19 protein-coding genes are annotated in these 16,943 nt (G+C 69.8%); 6 read left to right on the forward strand and 13 right to left on the reverse strand.

Annotation, left to right across the window (positions count from 1 at the left end):
- Nucleotides 1-224 precede the first annotated feature (224 nt).
- The 5 genes from FPV16_RS11505 to FPV16_RS11525 form a co-directional block, all read right to left on the reverse strand.
- Nucleotides 225-509: an exodeoxyribonuclease VII small subunit gene (locus FPV16_RS11505; RefSeq protein ID WP_027173711.1), complete on the reverse strand. Its 285-nt coding sequence runs from the start codon at nt 507-509 to the stop codon at nt 225-227.
- A gap of 161 nt (nt 510-670) precedes the next feature.
- The gene (locus FPV16_RS11510) at nt 671-1,183 is read right to left on the reverse strand and encodes a tyrosine phosphatase family protein (protein ID WP_227438328.1); all 513 of its coding nucleotides are present in this window, start codon (nt 1,181-1,183) and stop codon (nt 671-673) included.
- Entirely contained in the window at nt 1,183-1,746 is a 564-nt protein-coding gene (locus FPV16_RS11515; protein ID WP_227438412.1) for an HD family hydrolase, read from the reverse strand. The genes FPV16_RS11510 and FPV16_RS11515 overlap by 1 nt, the downstream gene beginning before the upstream one ends.
- 29 nt (nt 1,747-1,775) lie before the next feature.
- A complete protein-coding gene (locus tag FPV16_RS11520) occupies nt 1,776-2,396 on the reverse strand; it encodes a DNA-3-methyladenine glycosylase I (RefSeq protein WP_227438329.1) in 621 nt (206 codons plus the stop codon).
- A 319-nt stretch (nt 2,397-2,715) separates the two neighbouring features.
- A complete protein-coding gene (locus tag FPV16_RS11525; RefSeq protein ID WP_227438330.1) occupies nt 2,716-3,567 on the reverse strand; it encodes a YgfZ/GcvT domain-containing protein in 852 nt (283 codons plus the stop codon).
- A gap of 154 nt (nt 3,568-3,721) precedes the next feature.
- Between FPV16_RS11525 and FPV16_RS11530 the strand changes: the two genes are divergently transcribed.
- Nucleotides 3,722-5,056, forward strand: coding sequence for a dihydroorotase (locus FPV16_RS11530; protein WP_227438331.1), 1,335 nt, complete (start codon nt 3,722-3,724; stop codon nt 5,054-5,056).
- A 120-nt stretch (nt 5,057-5,176) separates the two neighbouring features.
- Here the strand turns inward: FPV16_RS11530 and FPV16_RS11535 are convergent, their stop codons facing one another.
- From FPV16_RS11535 to FPV16_RS11560, 6 genes are all read right to left on the reverse strand, one after another.
- A complete protein-coding gene (locus tag FPV16_RS11535; protein WP_019903771.1) occupies nt 5,177-5,431 on the reverse strand; it encodes a hypothetical protein in 255 nt (84 codons plus the stop codon).
- Between the two features lie 167 nt (nt 5,432-5,598).
- Complete coding sequence (locus tag FPV16_RS11540) at nt 5,599-6,009, reverse strand: TIGR02301 family protein (protein ID WP_227438413.1); 411 nt, start codon at nt 6,007-6,009, stop codon at nt 5,599-5,601.
- 137 nt (nt 6,010-6,146) lie between these two features.
- The gene (locus tag FPV16_RS11545) at nt 6,147-6,632 is read right to left on the reverse strand and encodes an NUDIX hydrolase (protein WP_227438332.1); all 486 of its coding nucleotides are present in this window, start codon (nt 6,630-6,632) and stop codon (nt 6,147-6,149) included.
- 19 nt (nt 6,633-6,651) lie between these two features.
- Nucleotides 6,652-7,875, reverse strand: coding sequence for a hypothetical protein (locus FPV16_RS11550; RefSeq protein ID WP_227438333.1), 1,224 nt, complete (start codon nt 7,873-7,875; stop codon nt 6,652-6,654).
- Complete coding sequence (locus FPV16_RS11555; protein WP_056149277.1) at nt 7,868-8,590, reverse strand: SDR family NAD(P)-dependent oxidoreductase; 723 nt, start codon at nt 8,588-8,590, stop codon at nt 7,868-7,870. Before FPV16_RS11555 ends, FPV16_RS11550 begins: the two co-directional genes overlap by 8 nt.
- Before the next feature lie 431 nt (nt 8,591-9,021).
- Nucleotides 9,022-9,939: a LysR family transcriptional regulator gene (locus tag FPV16_RS11560; RefSeq protein ID WP_227438334.1), complete on the reverse strand. Its 918-nt coding sequence runs from the start codon at nt 9,937-9,939 to the stop codon at nt 9,022-9,024.
- Between the two features lie 96 nt (nt 9,940-10,035).
- Here FPV16_RS11560 and FPV16_RS11565 point away from each other — a divergent pair, with 96 nt between their 5' ends.
- Nucleotides 10,036-11,157, forward strand: coding sequence for an aldo/keto reductase (locus tag FPV16_RS11565; RefSeq protein WP_227438335.1), 1,122 nt, complete (start codon nt 10,036-10,038; stop codon nt 11,155-11,157).
- Between the two features lie 100 nt (nt 11,158-11,257).
- Here the strand turns inward: FPV16_RS11565 and pdxH are convergent, their stop codons facing one another.
- Complete coding sequence (gene pdxH, locus FPV16_RS11570) at nt 11,258-11,923, reverse strand: pyridoxamine 5'-phosphate oxidase (protein ID WP_413629270.1); 666 nt, start codon at nt 11,921-11,923, stop codon at nt 11,258-11,260.
- Between the two features lie 90 nt (nt 11,924-12,013).
- On the opposite strand from pdxH, the gene FPV16_RS11575 reads away from it, so the two are divergent.
- The 4 genes from FPV16_RS11575 to FPV16_RS11590 all read left to right on the forward strand — a co-directional run bounded on the left by FPV16_RS11575 (nt 12,014) and on the right by FPV16_RS11590 (nt 15,717).
- Entirely contained in the window at nt 12,014-12,541 is a 528-nt protein-coding gene (locus FPV16_RS11575) for an RT0821/Lpp0805 family surface protein (RefSeq protein ID WP_227438336.1), read from the forward strand.
- Nucleotides 12,542-12,722: 181 nt separating this feature from the next.
- Nucleotides 12,723-13,670, forward strand: a complete 948-nt coding sequence (locus FPV16_RS11580) for a DnaJ C-terminal domain-containing protein (RefSeq protein WP_227438337.1) — start codon at nt 12,723-12,725, stop codon at nt 13,668-13,670.
- Between the two features lie 114 nt (nt 13,671-13,784).
- The gene (fabI, locus tag FPV16_RS11585; protein WP_018043432.1) at nt 13,785-14,630 is read left to right on the forward strand and encodes an enoyl-ACP reductase FabI; all 846 of its coding nucleotides are present in this window, start codon (nt 13,785-13,787) and stop codon (nt 14,628-14,630) included.
- A 46-nt stretch (nt 14,631-14,676) separates the two neighbouring features.
- Nucleotides 14,677-15,717 carry a hypothetical protein gene (locus FPV16_RS11590; protein ID WP_227438338.1) on the forward strand — a complete coding sequence of 347 codons (1,041 nt, stop codon included), beginning with the start codon at nt 14,677-14,679 and terminating at the stop codon, nt 15,715-15,717.
- Nucleotides 15,718-15,740: 23 nt separating this feature from the next.
- Here the strand turns inward: FPV16_RS11590 and FPV16_RS11595 are convergent, their stop codons facing one another.
- Nucleotides 15,741-16,895 carry an AAA family ATPase gene (locus FPV16_RS11595; protein WP_227438415.1) on the reverse strand — a complete coding sequence of 385 codons (1,155 nt, stop codon included), beginning with the start codon at nt 16,893-16,895 and terminating at the stop codon, nt 15,741-15,743.
- Nucleotides 16,896-16,943: the final 48 nt, after the last annotated feature.

Consider the following 16,943-nt stretch of genomic DNA (forward strand, 5'->3'; position numbering starts at 1 on the left):
ACCGACACCGCGTCGATCATCTCCTGACGCACCGCGTCCGCCACAGCCTGAAGCTGGCTCTCGGGAAGCGCGCGCAGAGCCGACGTCTCGTCAAGCCCGTCGAGGATCGAGGTTTCTATCCGTGACACCGAATCAACCTCACGCCCGGAGGGAAGACATGCGCGCAACCTGTTGCGGCAGATGAATAACTTTTAGAAGACCACAGATCATCACGACCTCGTGGCCTAGCCGACATCGAGGGGAGCGACGCCCGCCGCGCGCCCATCGGGCCCCAGCGTGATCGTCTGGATCCGTGCCTCGGCCTTGCGCAGCAGGCCTTCGCAATGCCGCTTCAAGATCTCGCCGCGCTCGTAGATCGCCACCGATTCGTCGAGGGGCACGTCCCCCTTCTCCAGGCGCCGCACGATCTCTTCGAGCTGCTCGAGGGCCTTCTCGAACGGCAGGTCGAGTCCCTCGTCGGACGCCTTCGAATCGGTTGTCGCCGCCACGGCGGATCGCGCTGTGGTCATCCCAGGGTACCCCTCATTGTGCCGGTCTAAGCCTGTGCCTGCCTGCCCGACAAGCCCAGGGGGGCGTTGGCTGCTCCATCGGCGAGCACTTCGTCAAGGGTGGCGTCGTTTCGGCCACACTCAATTCATCATAATGCCAAGCTGGACCGGGGCCTCGGCTATCAACCCAGCGTAAGCGCGAAGGGATTCCCCTCGAACGCGTCGGCGCCACGCCCGAGTTCGGCGATGGCGGCGGACATCCGTCCCCCGCGTCCCAACAGGCGGTCTGCGATCTCCACGAACAGGGCATTGGGCGTCGCCGACGGCGATGCGGCGCGCAAGGCGCGGGCGATCCCGGCTTCGTCCCGCTCGGGATCGAGGGCGCAGGCGGCAATATAGGCCGCCGCCGTGGAGCGGCTGATCCCGGCATAGCAATGGATCAGGAGCGGCCGGTCCCGGTCCCAGACGGCCGCGAAATCGAGGATGCGGAGCACATGATCCTCGCCCGGAAGGACATGCCCGTCGAGGGGAGCGACGATGTCGCTGACTTCGACCACGCAATGGCGCCCGTCGGCGATGCTGTCGGGGCGGGCGATAGCGGTGCCGACCTTCATCAGCGTCATCAGGTGGCTCGCACCGGTGCGCTCGAGGGTCCGGGACAATTGCGACAGGGGGCAGACGTGAATATCCGACATCAGGAAGCGCTCGTAAGAACCTGAAAACGAGAGAGGAACCTCGATTGAGCCTCGGCGGTCGGCCAGGGCTCGATCAGCCCCAGTGTCGCCGGGGCCGCCGGGTGGAGAGGCCCGAAGACCGCACTGGCCTCGTCCTCCGAAAAGCCGGCGAGGCACGTGGCTTCGAGATGCGCCGCCACCGCGTCGGCACGCTTGACCAGGCGAGCCTCGTCCTCGTCGGGCTCCGGCAGGCCGAAGCGCTGTCGGATCGCCGCCATCAGGCGCAGTTCCACGCTTTTGTAGGACGGCCCGATCGCGGCTTTGAAGGGCGAGATGATGTCGCCGATCACGTATTCCGGCGCATCGTGCAGCAGGAGTTCGAGGCGCTGCATCCGGGTCCGGCCGGGGGCCAGATCCGTGCCGAGAGCCTCCACCAGGAGCGCGTGCTGGGCCACGGAGAAGACGTGCGGCCCGGCGGTCTGGCCGTTCCATCGGGCGACGCGGGCGAGACCGTGGGCGATGTCGGCGATCTCGACGTCGTGCGGCGAGGGATCGAGGAGATCGAGACGCCGGCCCGACAACATCCGCTGCCAGGCGCGGGGGGCGGCGGCGCTCACCGGCCCGTGCCCATGGCGGCGCAGGGGGCATGCCGATGACACCCGGCGAGGTGGTCGTTCACCATGCCCACCGCCTGCATGAAGGCATGGACGATGGTGGGGCCGCAGAAGCTGAACCCTTCCGTCTTGAGGGCGCGCGAGATGGCCCGCGAGACCTCCGTCTCGGTGGCGATGCCGGCCCGGTCCGTCGCCCGGCCCTGGATCGGCCGGCCCTCGACGAAGTCCCACAGGAAGCGCGAGAAGCCAGGGCCGCGCTCCTCGATGGCGAGGAAGGCGCGGGCGCCCGCGATGGTCCCGACGATCTTGGCGCGGTTCCGGATGATGCCGGTATCCTGCATCAGCCGCTCGACATCGGCCTGCGTGAACCGTGCGATGGCCTCCGGGTCGAACCCGGCGAACGCCCGGCGGAAGCCCTCGCGCCGCCGCAGGATGGTGATCCAGGACAGGCCAGCTTGGAACCCATCGAGGATCAGTTTTTCGTACAAGGCCCGGCCGTCACGCTCGGGCACGCCCCATTCGGTGTCGTGATAGGCGACGTAGACCGGGTCGAGCCCGGCCCACCAGCAGCGCGGGCAGCCGTCGGGATGATGGATCAGGCCTGTGGAATCGTCGGACATGGGATCGAGAATAATCGGAACGGATCAAGAACACCAGATGGGCCGAGAACGCCGGGAGGCCGGGTCGTCGCCAGGAGCGATCAGGCGCGCATCCCCTCTCCCCGCACGCGGGGAGAGGGCCGCGACGACACCGTCGTCGGCGCGGCAAGGCGGCAGCCGACGGTGAGGGGGCTCGTGCGAAGGCGTCTCGTCCGAAACCGCCCCCTCACCGTCGCTCCGGCTTCGCCTCCACTCACCGAAGGCACGAGGAGGTGCCTTCGGTCCTCTCCCCGCGAGCGGGCAGAGGCGGGCGCTCCCCGAGCGTCCGGGTCACCCCCGATCACCCGGCCGGCGCCACCTCCGGGAAGGCGAAGGTGGCGAAGGAAGGCTTCTCGACGCCGAGGATCGTCGCTCCGGTCCGGACCGGCTCGCCGGCGGCGACCGCATCGGCGAGGCGGTCGAGGCGGAGCATGGCGAGACCGCGCGCGCCCGACACGCTGCCGACCGTGCCGAGCCCGCGCGGTCCGGCGGTCACCTCCGCGCCGGAGATCACGGCCTCGCCGTCGCGGGCGATCACCGGGACGATGCGGGTGCGCGCAGTGCCGCGATGCTGCATGCGCGACACCACTTCCTGACCGACGTAGCAGCCCTTCCTGAAATCGACGCCGGCGAGCTGGTCCATCAGCGCCTCGTGCGGGAAGGCATCGCCATAGGCGAAGTCGCGTCCGCCCTCGGGGATGCCGAGGGCGATGCGGTGGGCGTGGTAATCCGCCTCCGTGGCATCGGCCGAGAACGCCCCCTCGGCGAAGACGAGGCGCTCGCCCAACGCCGGGAGGCGCCCGTCGCGCAGGCGTTCGGTCTCGGCGGCGGCCTCCGCCCCGTCCCAGGCGGCGGCGAGCCCCAGGGTCGGGTCGACGGCGATCGTCACCTTGGCGCGCAGGCGGTAGAGCGTGAGGCGCTTGGCCAGAGCCGGGGCCTGCTCGGCCGGGCAATCCAGGCGGTAGCCCTCGCCGGAGCGCCAGATCAGGAAATCGAACAGGATCTTGCCCTGCGGGGTCAGCAGGGCACCGAGCCGCGCCTCCCCCGGTTCGAGGGTCTCGATATTGCAGGTCACCACGCCCTGGAGAAAACTCGCGGCCTCCTCGCCCGCGATGACGATGACGGCGCGGTCCGGCAACAGGGCGATCGGCATGGTAACTCCTCGAAGGTCATCCTGCAAAGCCCCTCCGGCGCGCATCGTGGCGATGCGCCGGCGGGCCTGTCGGCAGGGCACGGCGTTGCACGCCGCGCGAGGCTGACATAAGCCGCCGCCACCCGCGTCTCAACGCCGTTCAGGAGCGACCCCGATGGACCAGCCCTTCGACCTCATCCTCACCGGCGGCAGGATCGTCAATCACGACGGCGAGCACAGCGCCGATCTGGGCATCCGGAACGGGCGCATCGCCGCCATCGGCGATCTCTCCCGGGCCGAGGGCGAGCGCCAGGATTGCACCGGTCTGCACCTGCTGCCGGGGGTCATCGACACCCAGGTCCATTTCCGCGAGCCGGGCCTCGACCACAAGGAAGACCTTGAATCCGGCTCCCGCGCGGCGGTGATGGGCGGCGTGACCGCCGTGTTCGAGATGCCCAACACCAACCCGCTGACCACCAGCGCCGAGACCCTGGCCGACAAGGTGGCGCGCGGGCACCACCGCATGCATTGCGATTTCGCCTTCTGGGTCGGCGGCACCCACGAGAACGCCCATGAGGTCGCCACCCTCGAGCGCCTGCCGGGAGCGGCGGGGATCAAGGTGTTCGTCGGCTCCTCCACCGGCGCGCTCCTGGTCGAGGACGATGCCGGCGTCACCGAGATCCTGAAGCGCACCCGGCGCCGGGCCGCCTTCCATGCCGAGGACGAGCCCATGCTGCGCGAGCGCAAGGGCCTGCGGGTTCCGGGCGATCCGTCCTCGCACCCGGTCTGGCGCTCGCCCGAGGCCGCGCTGAAGGCGACGCAACGCCTCGTGCGGATCGCGCAGGAGACGGGTGCCCGCATCCACATCCTGCATATCTCCACGGCGGAGGAGATGGTGTATCTCGCCGATCACAAGGACGTGGCCAGCGTCGAGGTGACGCCGCACCACCTCACCCTCGACGGGACCGAGGCCTATGCCCGCCTCGGCACCCTGGTGCAGATGAACCCGCCGGTGCGCGACGCCGCCCATCGCGACGGGATCTGGCACGGACTGACGCAGGGCGTCGCCGACATCCTCGGCTCAGACCACGCGCCGCACCTGCTGGAGGAGAAGGCCAAGCCCTATCCGGATTCCCCCTCCGGCATGACCGGCGTGCAGACGCTGGTGCCGATCATGCTCGATCATGTGGCCAACGGACGGCTGTCGCTGGCCCGCTTCGTCGACATGACCAGCGCCGGGCCCAAGCGCCTGTTCGGCATCAGCCGCAAGGGCCGGCTCTCGGTGGGCTACGACGCCGACGTGACCGTGGTGGACCTGACGCGCCGCGAGACCATCCGCAACGCATGGATCGCGTCGAAATGCGGCTGGACCCCCTATGACGGCGTCACCGTCACCGGCTGGCCGGTGGGCACCATCGTGCGCGGCAACCGCGTGATGTGGCAGGGCGACCTCGTCGGCCCGTCCTGCGGTGAGGCGGTGGTGTTCGACGAGGCGCTGCCCCCGGGTTGAGGCTCCGCCCGCCGGGGCGATCACGGCCCCGAAACGCATCGAGCCGCCCGGTCCTGTCCGGGCGGCTCGATCGATCATACGCTCATCGTCGACGGGTCGGGTGCGGCGCGGTCCTACGCCTCAATGCTGGGGGGCGGTGGTGAAGGCGCCCCCGCGGATGCGGTCGGGAAAGCCCTCGGCGTAGCGCGCGGTGGCGTCCTCGCCATAGGTCATCACCAGTTCCTGGAAGGCGGCGAACAGGGCGGCCTGGGCCATGCAATCGCCGTCGAGCCCGTCGAGACAGCCTTCCGCGAACGCTTCCGACACGTAGCCGAGGGCGGCACGCTTGTCGTCGAGATCGGCCTCGAAGGGGGCGGGGGCGGTGTCGATCTGCATGGCGATAACATCGGTTGCGCCGAAGAATGGCTCGGCGGATGACCGAAACATATGCCGAGGCCCGCGCCTCGGGAAGCCAAGAATTGCGAAGCGGTTAACGCCGACGGTCGAATACGACGAATTTCCTTCAGCCTTGTGCCCTGTCTCCCGAAAGACACATCGCCGCCTCAGCCCCCGAAACGGCTGGCCAGGGCATGGGACAGCCGCTCTCCCTCCGCGACATAGCGGGACGCGGCCTCCGTCGCCGACGGCGTGCAGGCCCGGTAGGTGAGGGAGTATCCGCGATAGCCGCGGTTATACGCCCCGGCGAGACGGTCCCGCCGCCCCGGCGTCACCCCCTCGGCCTCCATCAACGCCTTCATCCGGGTCGGCCATTCGGCGGCGTCCGGCGCCGCGCACAGGCTGCGCAGGAAGGAGAGGGAGCCGATGATCTCGGACAGCCGCATCAGGTCCCGGTCATAGGGAGCGGGCGGTGGCTCGGCGGGGGCAGGGGGCTCCTTGTCCTTCTCCGGGGCCTTCTGCGCCGGCCGCGCCGGGTTGGCGCGCTGCTGAGCCGACGCGAGATCGGGCATGCCCATCGCAAGGGCGGCGAGCAGCAGCACGGGCGACAGGCGATATCTCACCCTCGACACAGCCACGCTCCGTCCTCCACCGCCGCGAACCTCATCCGTCAGGTTTACACCGTTCCCCGGCCGGGGCGAGGCGCGCGTGGGTCTCATCGGGATCCCGTATCGCCACTCAGGCCCGCGACCTGCGCGAAGGCCTCCTCCACCGTGGCCTGCAATCCCGGCGTGGTGGCGAGATCGGCGAGGTCCTCCGGACGCGCCCAGCGCACGTCCAGGGCCTCGGGGCCGGGGGCCGGCTCGCCGGAGGTCCAGAGGGCGGCGTGGGGATGGACGACGTAATGATGGCGCACGCGGCCATCCTCGGCGCGCAGGATGATCTCCGTCGGGGTCAGGGAGCGGACGACCACGGCGGAAACCCCGACCTCCTCGCCGAGCTCGCGCAGGGCCGCCTGCGCCAGGGTCTCGCCGGCCTCCACCAGCCCGCCGGGGAGCGTCCAGACCCCGCGCAGGGGCTCGTTGGCCCTGGCGGCCAGCAGCACCCGCCCGTCGCGGATGACGGCGATGGACGCGCCGAGGAAGGGGCGCGCCGGGAAGAGCCGGACGTCGGAGCCGTCCTCGCTCGCTGCTTCGCTCATGGAAATCGACGTTTCTCGGTTACGGAGAGATGAGCGCCACCCGCCCGTCGGCGAGGCCGACGAGAAGGCGCGTGCGAGGGCCGTGGCCGATGGCGGCGACGCCGAAGGCGGCAAGGCCGGGCAAGGGGATGCGCGTCACCTCGCGGATGCCGTCCTTCAGGGACAGGATGGCCAGTGCGCTCCGGTCCGCCACCGGCACGGCGAGTTCCGACACGCCGTCCCCGTCGGCATCGAGGACGGCCGACAGGTCGGCCCCGCCCTCGCCCGGGGACAGGGTGGTGTAGCCGGTGGCCTCGCCGACCAGTCGCAGGGTTCCCGTCTCGTAGGCCCAGAGCTGGAGGATGCCGGCCCCGTCAGGCGCCGCGACCGCGACGATCCGGGGCTGTCCGGCTTTCGAGACATCGCCGATCGCCGCGAGTGTCAGCGACTGCCCACCCGGTCCCGCCGCCTGGACCGGGCTCCGGGCGAGAATGGCCCATGCCTTGTCCGGCTCCGCCGAGGATTTCGTGGGCTCCGCCGAGGGCTTGCCTAACTCTGCCGAGGGCTTGTCCAACTCTGCCGAGGGCTTGCCTAACAACTCTGCCGAGGGCTTGCCGACCACGACCAGGGCCGATCCGCCCTCCTGCGCCGTCACCGCGACGATGACCGGCCGGCCGTCGATGAGGATCGCGATGGGGCGGCGCAGGGCGAAGGCGGCGCCGGGACCGGCGGAGACGGCGGTGGTCACGATGGGGACGGGCTTCGGATCGGCGCTCATCCCCACCGGCTGGCGTTCGCGGAGGGTGAGCGTCCCGGCGCGCTCGAACTCGCTGGCATTGGGGCGGATGGGGTCGGACAGGTGGGCGCTGAGCGGCCCGAGGGTCGCACGCCGGGTACCGGGAACGGCGCCGCGCGGAGTCTCGGAGACCGCGAGCCCGTCGATGGCCTCGACGCCGAGGAGGGTGGTGGCGACCTTGCCGTCGGCGAGGGTCAGGGCGGCGCCGCCCTCGTCGCCCCACAGGACGGCCAGGGGCTCATCCTCCACCACCTCGCCCTTCAATCCCTTGGGACGGGCGAGCGGAAGCAGGCCGGAGGTCGCCACCGCCAGGGACACCTCGCTGCCGGGACCGCGCATGGCGCGCGCCCTGAACGGCAGGTCGAGGATCGTCACGACCGGATCGGCCCGGACGGGCTGCGCGCCGAGAAGCGAGGCGACGAGGACGGAGACCGCGAGGAGCGCCGAGAGCGCACCTCGTTCAGACATGCTGGCCGCCGTTGATGTGGAGCTCGGCGCCGTTCACGTAGGAGGAGGCCTCGGTGCAGAGGAAGTAGATCGCCTTGGCCACCTCGTCGGGCGTGCCGAGGCGCCGCTGCGGGATACCGGCCACGATCTTGTCGGTGCCGGGCGAGAGGATCGCCGTATCGATCTCGCCCGGCGAGATCGCATTCACCCGCACCCCGAGGGGGCCGAAATCGCTGGCCATCTCGCGGGTGAGGCCGGCGAGCGCGGCCTTCGACGTGCCGTAGGCCGCGCCCGCGAAAGGATGCACGCGGGAGCCCGCGATCGAGGTGACGTTGACGATGGAGCCCTTGGCGCGGGTGAGTTCCTCGCACAGGCCGCGCGCCAGGAGCAGGGGCGCGAAGACGTTGACCTGGAACACCTTGCGCCAATCGCCGAATTCCGTGGCGATGGCGCCGAGGCGCTCGCCGTTGGAGCCCTTGGGCGAGATGCCGGCATTGTTGACCAGCGCATGGAGCAGGCCGCCCTCGTCGGCGAGACGGCCGGCGACTTCCGCCACGCCGCGCATCGTATCCTCCGGGTCCGAGAGATCGACCTGAAGGTGGTCCTCCGGACCCATCTCCCAGGGGCAGTTCTCGGGAAAGGCATGGCGGGAACAGGTGATCACCCGCCACCCGGCCGCGGAGAAGCGCTTGACCGTGGCGTGGCCGATTCCGCGGCTTGCGCCCGTCAGCAGCATGACGCGGCGGCGTTCATTGCTCGATATGGCCAAGGCCGTTCCTTCAGGGTCCGGGGGCGGTGGACAGCCCAGGTCTAAGCCGCGCCGGCCGGGAAATCCAGGGTCGATCCCGCGTCGCAGCAAGGCCGGATCTGCGATCGTCGAGAGGGGTCCCGCGATAAGAATGACCGGACGCGCATGCCGGGGCTCGCTGCCCTCACCATGCCGATCGCCGTCGCTCATCTCGCGGACCGTCACCCGTCGTCGATCGAGGACAAAGACGTCGGGGTCGTGGCTCAGTTCGAGATTTCAGCCCGATCGAGTGCCTGATCCCCACCCAGCTCGTCGTTCCACCCATCTTCTCAGGCGCCGGAAAGCAGTCGGATGGCTCTACGGGGCGAACCGACACCAAACCGGTCGTAGAAGTATCGCCCGCGTCAGATCGAAACGGGTCAGGCCTCGACCCAACGCACGGCGTCGATCAGGGCACGAAGCGCCGGTGTCGCCTGGTGACTCGGATGGTAGAGGTGGTAGCCTGGAAAGGGCGTGCACCAGTCCGTGAGAACCTGTACGAGGTCGCCCGCCGCGATGTCGTTGGCCACATCGTCCTCGAGCATGTAGCCGAGTCCAGCACCGGCCCGCACGGCCGCCCCCGCGAGGACCCCATCGTTGACGGTGAGCTGGCCGCCTACGCGCATCCGCACTTCCTGGCTCATTTGCTGGCCCATGTCCCGGCCCTTGTGCGTGAACTCCCACGGCAGCAATCCACCCCCGCCGACCAGCCGGTAGTTGACGCAATTGTGCGCCTCCAGGTCGGCCGGTGTCTCTGGCCGCGGATGGCGCGCGAAGTAGGCGGGAGTGCCGACCACGACCGTGCGCAGGTCCGGCCCCAGGCGCACTGCTACCATGTCACGCTCCACCGTCTCGCCGAAGCGGATGCCGGCGTCGAACCGTGCCGCGACGATGTCAGTCAGGCGATCGTCGATGACGACCTCGACCGAGACGGCTGGATGATCGAGGAGGAAGCGCGGCAAGGCCGGGTCGAGCACCCGCCGCGCGGCCGATGAGAAGGTCGTCAGTCGTAGGGCACCGGACGGCGCCCCGCGCCAGTCGGCGAGCGCCGCAAGCCCGCACTCTATTTCCGCCAGCGCCGGAGCCAGTGAACGCACGAGCCGCTCGCCCGCCGGCGTCGGAGCGACGCTGCGCGTCGTGCGCGCAAGCAGCCGAACCCCGAGCCGTTCCTCCAGCCCCCGTACGGCGTGGCTCAGCGCCGAAGGCGACAAGCCGAGTTCAGCCGCCGCACGCGTGAAGCTGCAGGTGCGCGCGACCGCAGCGAAGGCCGCGAGATCATCGAGTGTGCCCCGTCGCATTCCTGAGCTCCGCTCATAAACCCCTTCCGATGATTCAGGCTAATCCCCTGCGGACGGCGCCGCTATCCTGTCTGGTATCAGCAAGGATATGCAACAATGGATCTCACGCATTACAGCACGCTCGGGCGCTCCGGCCTTGCGGTCAGTCCGCTCGCGCTCGGCACCATGACCTTCGGCACGGCGCGCTGGGGGCTGGACGAGACCGGCAGCAGCGCCGTGTTCGACGCCTATCTGGATCGTGGCGGCAACTTCGTGGACACGGCCGACGTGTACGCGGGTGGCGAGGGCGAGGCGATGCTCGGGCGCTTCATCAGCGAGCGTGGCCTGCGCGACCGGATCGTCCTCTCGACCAAGTCGGGGTTCGCCACGGGCAAGGGGCCGCACGCGGGCGGCAACGGTGCCAAGCACGTCCACGCGGCGCTCGAAGGCTCGCTGCGCCGCCTGCGGACCGACTACGTCGATCTCTACTGGGTGCACGTGTGGGACGGGATCACGCCGGCCGAGGAGATGCTGGAGACCATGGCCGGTCTCGTGCGGGCTGGGAAGATTCGCTATTGGGGCATGTCAAACACCCCTGCTTGGTACGTCGCCAAGGTCGCGACGCTGGCGGCAATGCGTGGCCTGCCAGGGCCGATCGCGCTGCAATACTTCTATGCGCTCGTACACCGCGAGTTGGAGGACGAGCACATCCCGCTCGCCACCGAGTTCGGCTTAGGCCTGGTGCCGTGGTCGCCGCTTGCCTACGGGCTGCTGAGCGGCAAGTACGACCGCGAGACGGTGGAGGCGGCGGGTCCGCGTGCGGGCGGCCTGCCGAAGGATGCGGCGCAGTCGGGCGAGACGCGTCCCGCCGACGACAAGCGGCTCGACGGGGCCAATCCGTTCGGCGACAGCCTGTTCACACCGCGCAACTGGGACATCGTCGAAGGGTTGCGCCGGGTCGCGGAGGCTATCGACCAACCGCCCGCGCGCGTCGCGCTCGCTTGGGTCGTGGGTCGACCGGGCGTAGCCTCGACCCTGATGGGCGTCAGCCGGGCGGCGCAAGTCACCGACAACATCGCTTCGCTTGACCTCGTGCTCTCCCCTGAGCATCGCGCTGCGCTCGATGCGGTCAGCGCACCGGCGGAGCCGCGTCTGATCTATGGTCTGTCGCGACCGCCGTTGCGGCAAGCCGTCGTGTTCGGCGGCGCGCAGGTTCGGACAGCGGGCGAAATGCCCTGAGGAAGGCCATGGCCCGCTCACTCGGTCCGGGGCCTCCATAGCCGCCAATGCCCCGCCCGGCGGAGGTCCACCTCCTGCCCGGGGGGACCGGCCCATCCCGTCACGGATAGAGTCTCGCCCCGCTCCAGCCGCCGCCATCCCGCGTGAAGCGGACGCGGTCGTGGAGCCGGAACGGCCCGTCCTGCCAGAACTCGATCGAGACCGGGGCGATGCGGAACCCCGTCCAGTTCTCCGGGCGCGGCACCGGCTGGTCCTCGTAGCGGGCCGACAGGGCGGCGACCTCCGCTTCCAGGGTGGCGCGGTCGGCCAGCGGCCGCGACTGGCGGCTGGCATGGGCACCGATCCGGCTCTCGCGGCGGCGGCTCGCGAAATAGGCATCCGCCTCCTCGATCGACACGTGGCTCACGGGTCCGCGCGCGCGGACCTGCCGGCGCAGGCTCTTCCAATGCAGGACGAGGGCGGCCTGGGGGTTCTGCGCCAGTTCCTCGCCCTTGGCGGACTCGACATTGGTGTAGAAGACAAAACCGCGCTCATCGGCGCCCTTCAGCAGCACCATGCGCACGTCGGGCAGGCCGTCGGAGCCGGCCGTGGCCAGCGCCATGGCGTTGGGATCCTCGGGCTCCGCGCGCTCGGCCTCGCCCATCCAGGCGGAAAACAAACCCCAGGGATCTGTGGACAGCGTGAAGTCTCCACCGGTCCCGAGGGGGGAGGCGGCGGGTGAGACACTGCCGGACGGGGCCGGCTCATCGATCCTTAACCGATCCAAGGCGTAATCCTGTGAGTGAGATCCGGGTCGGGGGCACCGACGTGGGACACGATTTGTCGTCGTTCGAGTCACGTCGTGAGAACAGGTGTAATGCGTCGGAGCGAGAGTAAAGCCCAACCCGCCTTCACCCGTGCCGTCGTCGCACCCCGTCTCGCCCGCGCCCGGTGCGCGGCGGTGCTGACGTCGGGCGGCGTGGCCCTGGCCCTGTCGCTCGCCGGCTGCGGGATTCCGATCCTCACCTTCCAGAGCGAAGGCAAGGCGGAACCGGACGTGACGGTCCCGGAGCCTTTGGTCACGGGCAGCATCGACAAGCGCCCCAAGAGCTTCGGCAACGAGATGTCCGACGAGGATTGGCGCCGGGCGCACGCGGCCCTGGCGGTGGCCCTCGACCCGCAGGGCAACGGCCGTCCGGTGAAATGGGACAACCCGGATTCGACGCTACGCGGATCGATCAGCCCGACGGGCCTGCCCTATGTCGCCAACGACCTGATCTGCCGGGACTTCCTCGCCTCGGTCATCGCGCCATCGCGCAGTCGTTTCGTGCGCGGCACCGGCTGCAAGCCTTCGGGGGGCGAATGGGAATTGACCCGTATCCGCATGGCCAAAGCGAAGGCCTGACGCCAAGATCGTGCTGCCTGTGGGATCGTCCGGCGGAGCGGCGGGTTGACGCGTGGATCGAACCGTCGAATCCTGGCGGACGACCGTTGCAGAGAAGCAACAGCCATTCCACATAGCGGAAGACTTCGACAGGGGCGGGCATGAGTCCGTCCCCGTGCGGCACCGAGACCGATAACAGACGATGCGCAATCCCTACGACGTGCTGGGTGTGGCCAAAGGCGCCAGCGAGGCCGACATCAAGAAGGCCTATCGCAAGCTCGCCAAGGCCTACCACCCCGACACCAACAAGAACGACGCCAAGGCCAAGGACCGTTTCTCGGAGGCCAACAGCGCCTATGAGATCCTTGGCGATGCGGGCAAGCGCGCCCAGTTCGACCGTGGCGAGATCGATGCCGACGGCAAGCCCCGCGCGCCGTCCGGTTTCGATGGGTTCGGCGGCTTCGGCGGCGGTCCGGGCGGCGCTCGCTCGGCGGGCTTCGACTTCGAGGGCGCGGCGCGCAACCGGGCGGGTGGCGGCGGGATCGGCGAGGACATCTTCTCGCACCTGTTCGGCGACACGTTCCGGGGGGGTGCCGGCGCCGGTGCCGGTCCGGGCGCCAGGGGGCCGATGAAGGGCGAGGATCTCGCGGCCGAACTCTCCGTGACCCTCGAGCAGGTAGCGAGCGAAGAAAAGCTGCGGATCTCGCTCGGCTCCCGCGATGTGGACGTGGTGATCCCCAAGGGCGTGGTGGACGGGCAGACCATCCGCCTGCGCGGCCTGGGGAATCCCGGCGGCCCGCGCTCCTCGCCGGGCGACGCCCTCCTGACCATCCGCATCCTGCCGCATCCACGCTTCACCCTGGACGGGGCGGACCTGCGCACCCCCGTGGACCTTCCCCTCGAGGATGCCATCCTCGGCGGGCCGATCCGGGTGCCGACGCTCACCGGCCCGGTGGAGATGCGCGTTCCGGCCATGACGAGTTCGGGCCGGACCTTCCGCCTCAAGGGCAAGGGCCTGCCGAAGAAGGACGGCACCCGCGGCGACCTGTTCGCCACCACGGCGATTTCCCTGCCCGCCAGCGAGGACGAGGCCCTGCTGGCTTATGCCAACGGGCGCCGGGCGGCGCGCGCCGCCTCTGGACAGGCATAGGCGCGGACTTCCGTCCCCGGCACACCTCCGCTAAGGATGCCTCGGCGCGAGCGCTTCCCCCCAGGTCCGGACGGGTCCGCTCCGGCGCGCGACGGCCTCTGGCTCAGGTGACTCATGGCGGATACGAACCCGGTACACGATCACGTCGGCGGCTTGCTCGCCGGGAAATGCGGTCTGGTGCTCGGTGTCGCCAACAACCGGTCCATCGCCTGGGGCATCGCCAAGAGCGCCCATGCCCACGGCGCCAAGCTCGCCTTCAGCTACCAGGGTGACGCCCTGAAGAAGCGGGTCGAGCCCCTGGCGCGCGAGCTCGACGCCCATGTGGTGGGCCATTGCGACGTCACCGACGGCGCCTCCATCGATGCCGTCTTCGCGGAGGCCGGCCGGGTGTTCCCGCAGGGGATCGACTTCGTCGTCCATTGCATCGCCTTCTCCGACAAGGACGAGCTCACCGGGCGCTACGTCGAGACCTCGGAGGCGAACTTCACCAAGTCGCTGATGATCTCGTGCTACTCGTTCACGGCGGTGGCCCAGCGCGCCGAGAAGCTGATGCCCAATGGCGGCTCGCTCCTCACCCTCACCTATTACGGCGCCGAGAAATGGATGCCGCATTACAACGTCATGGGCGTCGCCAAGGCCGCGCTGGAAGCCTCAGTGCGCTACCTCGCCGCCGATCTCGGCCCCTCGAAGATCCGCGTCAACGCGATCTCGGCCGGCCCGATCAAGACGCTGGCCGCCTCCGGCATCGGCGATTTCCGCTACATCCTCAAGTGGAACGAGTACAACGCGCCCCTGCGGCGCACGGTGACGATCGAGGAGGTCGGCGAGACCGCCTCCTACCTCATCTCGGACATGTCGCGCGGCATGACCGGCGAGATCCTCCACGTGGATGCCGGCTACCACGTGGTCGGCATGAAGAACCCGGACGCGCCGGATCTGAGGCTCGACAGCAAGGAGTGAGGCGGGCCGCGTGCGGGAGCGCTCCGCGCCGGCGGGCCCCGTCCCCATGAAGACCCGCCCCGCCTTCGATGACGCGGCCTCCGCCGGGATCATCACCGCCGAACAGGCACGCGCGCTGTCCGCCTTCTATGCCGCGCAGTCGGGGCGGGGCGCGGCTTTCGATCTCACCCACGTGCTCTGGTATGCCGGCGCCCTGGTGGTCATCGGCGCCATGGGCCTGTTCTCGACCCTCGCCTTCGGGATGATGGGCGGACCGGCCCTGACCGCCACCGCCCTGATCTACGCGGCGGCCTTCGTCGCCGCCGGGCGGCACCTTCGCATCGCGCACGACCTGCCGGTCCCCGGCGGTCTGCTCATCGCCTGCGCCGTGGCCATGACGCCGCTCGCCGTCTACGGCCTGCAGGAGAGCTGGGGCTGGGGCGAGCAAGGCCGGCCGGGCGCCTATCGCGACGTCTTCACCTGGATCAAGGGCGGCTGGGTGCCCATGGAAGCGGCGACCCTCCTGGCCTCGGCCATCGCCCTGCGCGCCACGCGCTTCGGCTTCATCACCCTGATCGCGGCGGTGGCCCTGTGGTTCCTGTCCATGGATATCGGCGTCTGGGCCACGGGCCCGGATCTCGACTGGGAGACCCGCCGGACGATCTCGCTCTGGTTCGGCCTCGGCCTCATCGCCTTCGCCTGGGCGGTGGATCTGCGCCAGAGGCGGACGGATTACGCGTTCTGGCTCCATCTCGCCGGCCTCCTCACCTTCTGGGGCGCCCTGACGTGGCAATCCTCCGACAGCGAGATGGCGAAAGCGCTCTATGCCCTGATCAACGTCGCGCTCATCGGCCTCGGCATCTTCCTGTCTCGGCGGATCTACGCGGTGTTCGGCGCCATCGGCGTAGCACTCTATCTCGGCGATCTGGCGAACCGGGTCTTCAGAGACTCGCTGCTCTTCCCCTTCGCCCTGTCGCTCATCGGTCTCGGCCTGATCGGCCTCGGCATCCTCTACCAGCGCCATGCCGACGGGATCGGCGGGGCGATGATGCGGTCGCTGCCGGGATCTCTCCGGCGCTGGCGGCCCGACCACGCCGACAGGGCATGAGCGCCCCGGCTTGAGAGCCCCCGTCAAGCGTCGTCGGCCTCCGCGAACTCTCCCGACAGCTTGAGCCCGTCGATCCAGGTCGCCCCGTCCCGCTTGACCACCCGGCGGGGCGATACGCCGCCGTGATCCGCAATCGCGTCGGCCAACCGCTCCGAATGGGTCACCAGCCAGACCTGGCTTCGTCGCGAAGCCTTGACGATCATCCGCGCCAGGGGATCGAGCAGGTCCGGGTGGAGGCTCGTCTCCGGCTCGTTGAGGGCGATGAAGGGCGGAAGCCGGTAGGCGAGGAGGGCTCCGGCGAGGGCGAGATAGCGCAGTGTCCCGTCCGACAGTTCGGCGGCCTCGAACACGCGCTTGGGATAGTCGGGAAAGATCATCCCGAAGCTCGCCTCGCGGCCGGGCGACGGGATGACGAGGCGCGCGCCGGGAAAGGCATCGGCCACCGCCGCGTCGAGATCGACGGTGTCCTGGCGGATGTGCCGGAGGGTGGCGAACACGGCGGCGAGATCCGATCCGTCCGACGACAGGGTCGGGGTGGTGACGGCCAGGCAGGGCCGGCGGAGAGCCGAGGCCGCGTCGGTGCGGAAATCGTGATGGAAGCGCCAATCCAGCAGCGCGCGCCGGACGAGATGCAGTTCCGGAAACGCCACCGCGTCCTGAAGTGCCGCGAGGGCGGTTTCGGTGGCGAGCAGGCTCATGCCGAAGGCGCGCTTGCGGCCGTCGTCGCCGCGCACGAACCCGGAAGGCCCGTCGCGCTCGAGCATGATCGCCGGCCGCCGGCCCGACAGGACGGTGAGCCGTTCCTGCTTGATCTGCGGCTCAAGCAGGAAGGCGGCCCCACTGGGGCCCAGCTCAGACCGGGGGACCAGGCCGACCTCGATCTCGTATCCGTAGGCGACGGAAGCGGCCTCGCCGCCGAGTTCGACCGACCATCCCACCCGCACCGGCCCCTTGCCGCTGCGTGGTCCGGCCCAGATCACCGAGTCCATCCCGCCTTCCGCCGCGAGATCACGCACCAGCGTGCCGGCGGCGGCCGCCTGCAGGCGTTCGAGCGCCCGGTAGAGGTTGGTCTTGCCGACGCCGTTGCCGCCGATGAATACGGAGAGAGCATCCACCGGGAAGCCGATACGCCTGAGGGAGCGATACCCGGTGGAGGAGATGTTACGGACGGTGAGCATGGGGCCGCCTTCGCCGAAGATGCGGAGCCAGTCGAAACGCATGCGGCC

Source organism: Methylobacterium sp. W2 (assembly GCF_020662345.1).
In the GTDB taxonomy this organism is placed as follows: Bacteria; Pseudomonadota; Alphaproteobacteria; order Rhizobiales; family Beijerinckiaceae; genus Methylobacterium.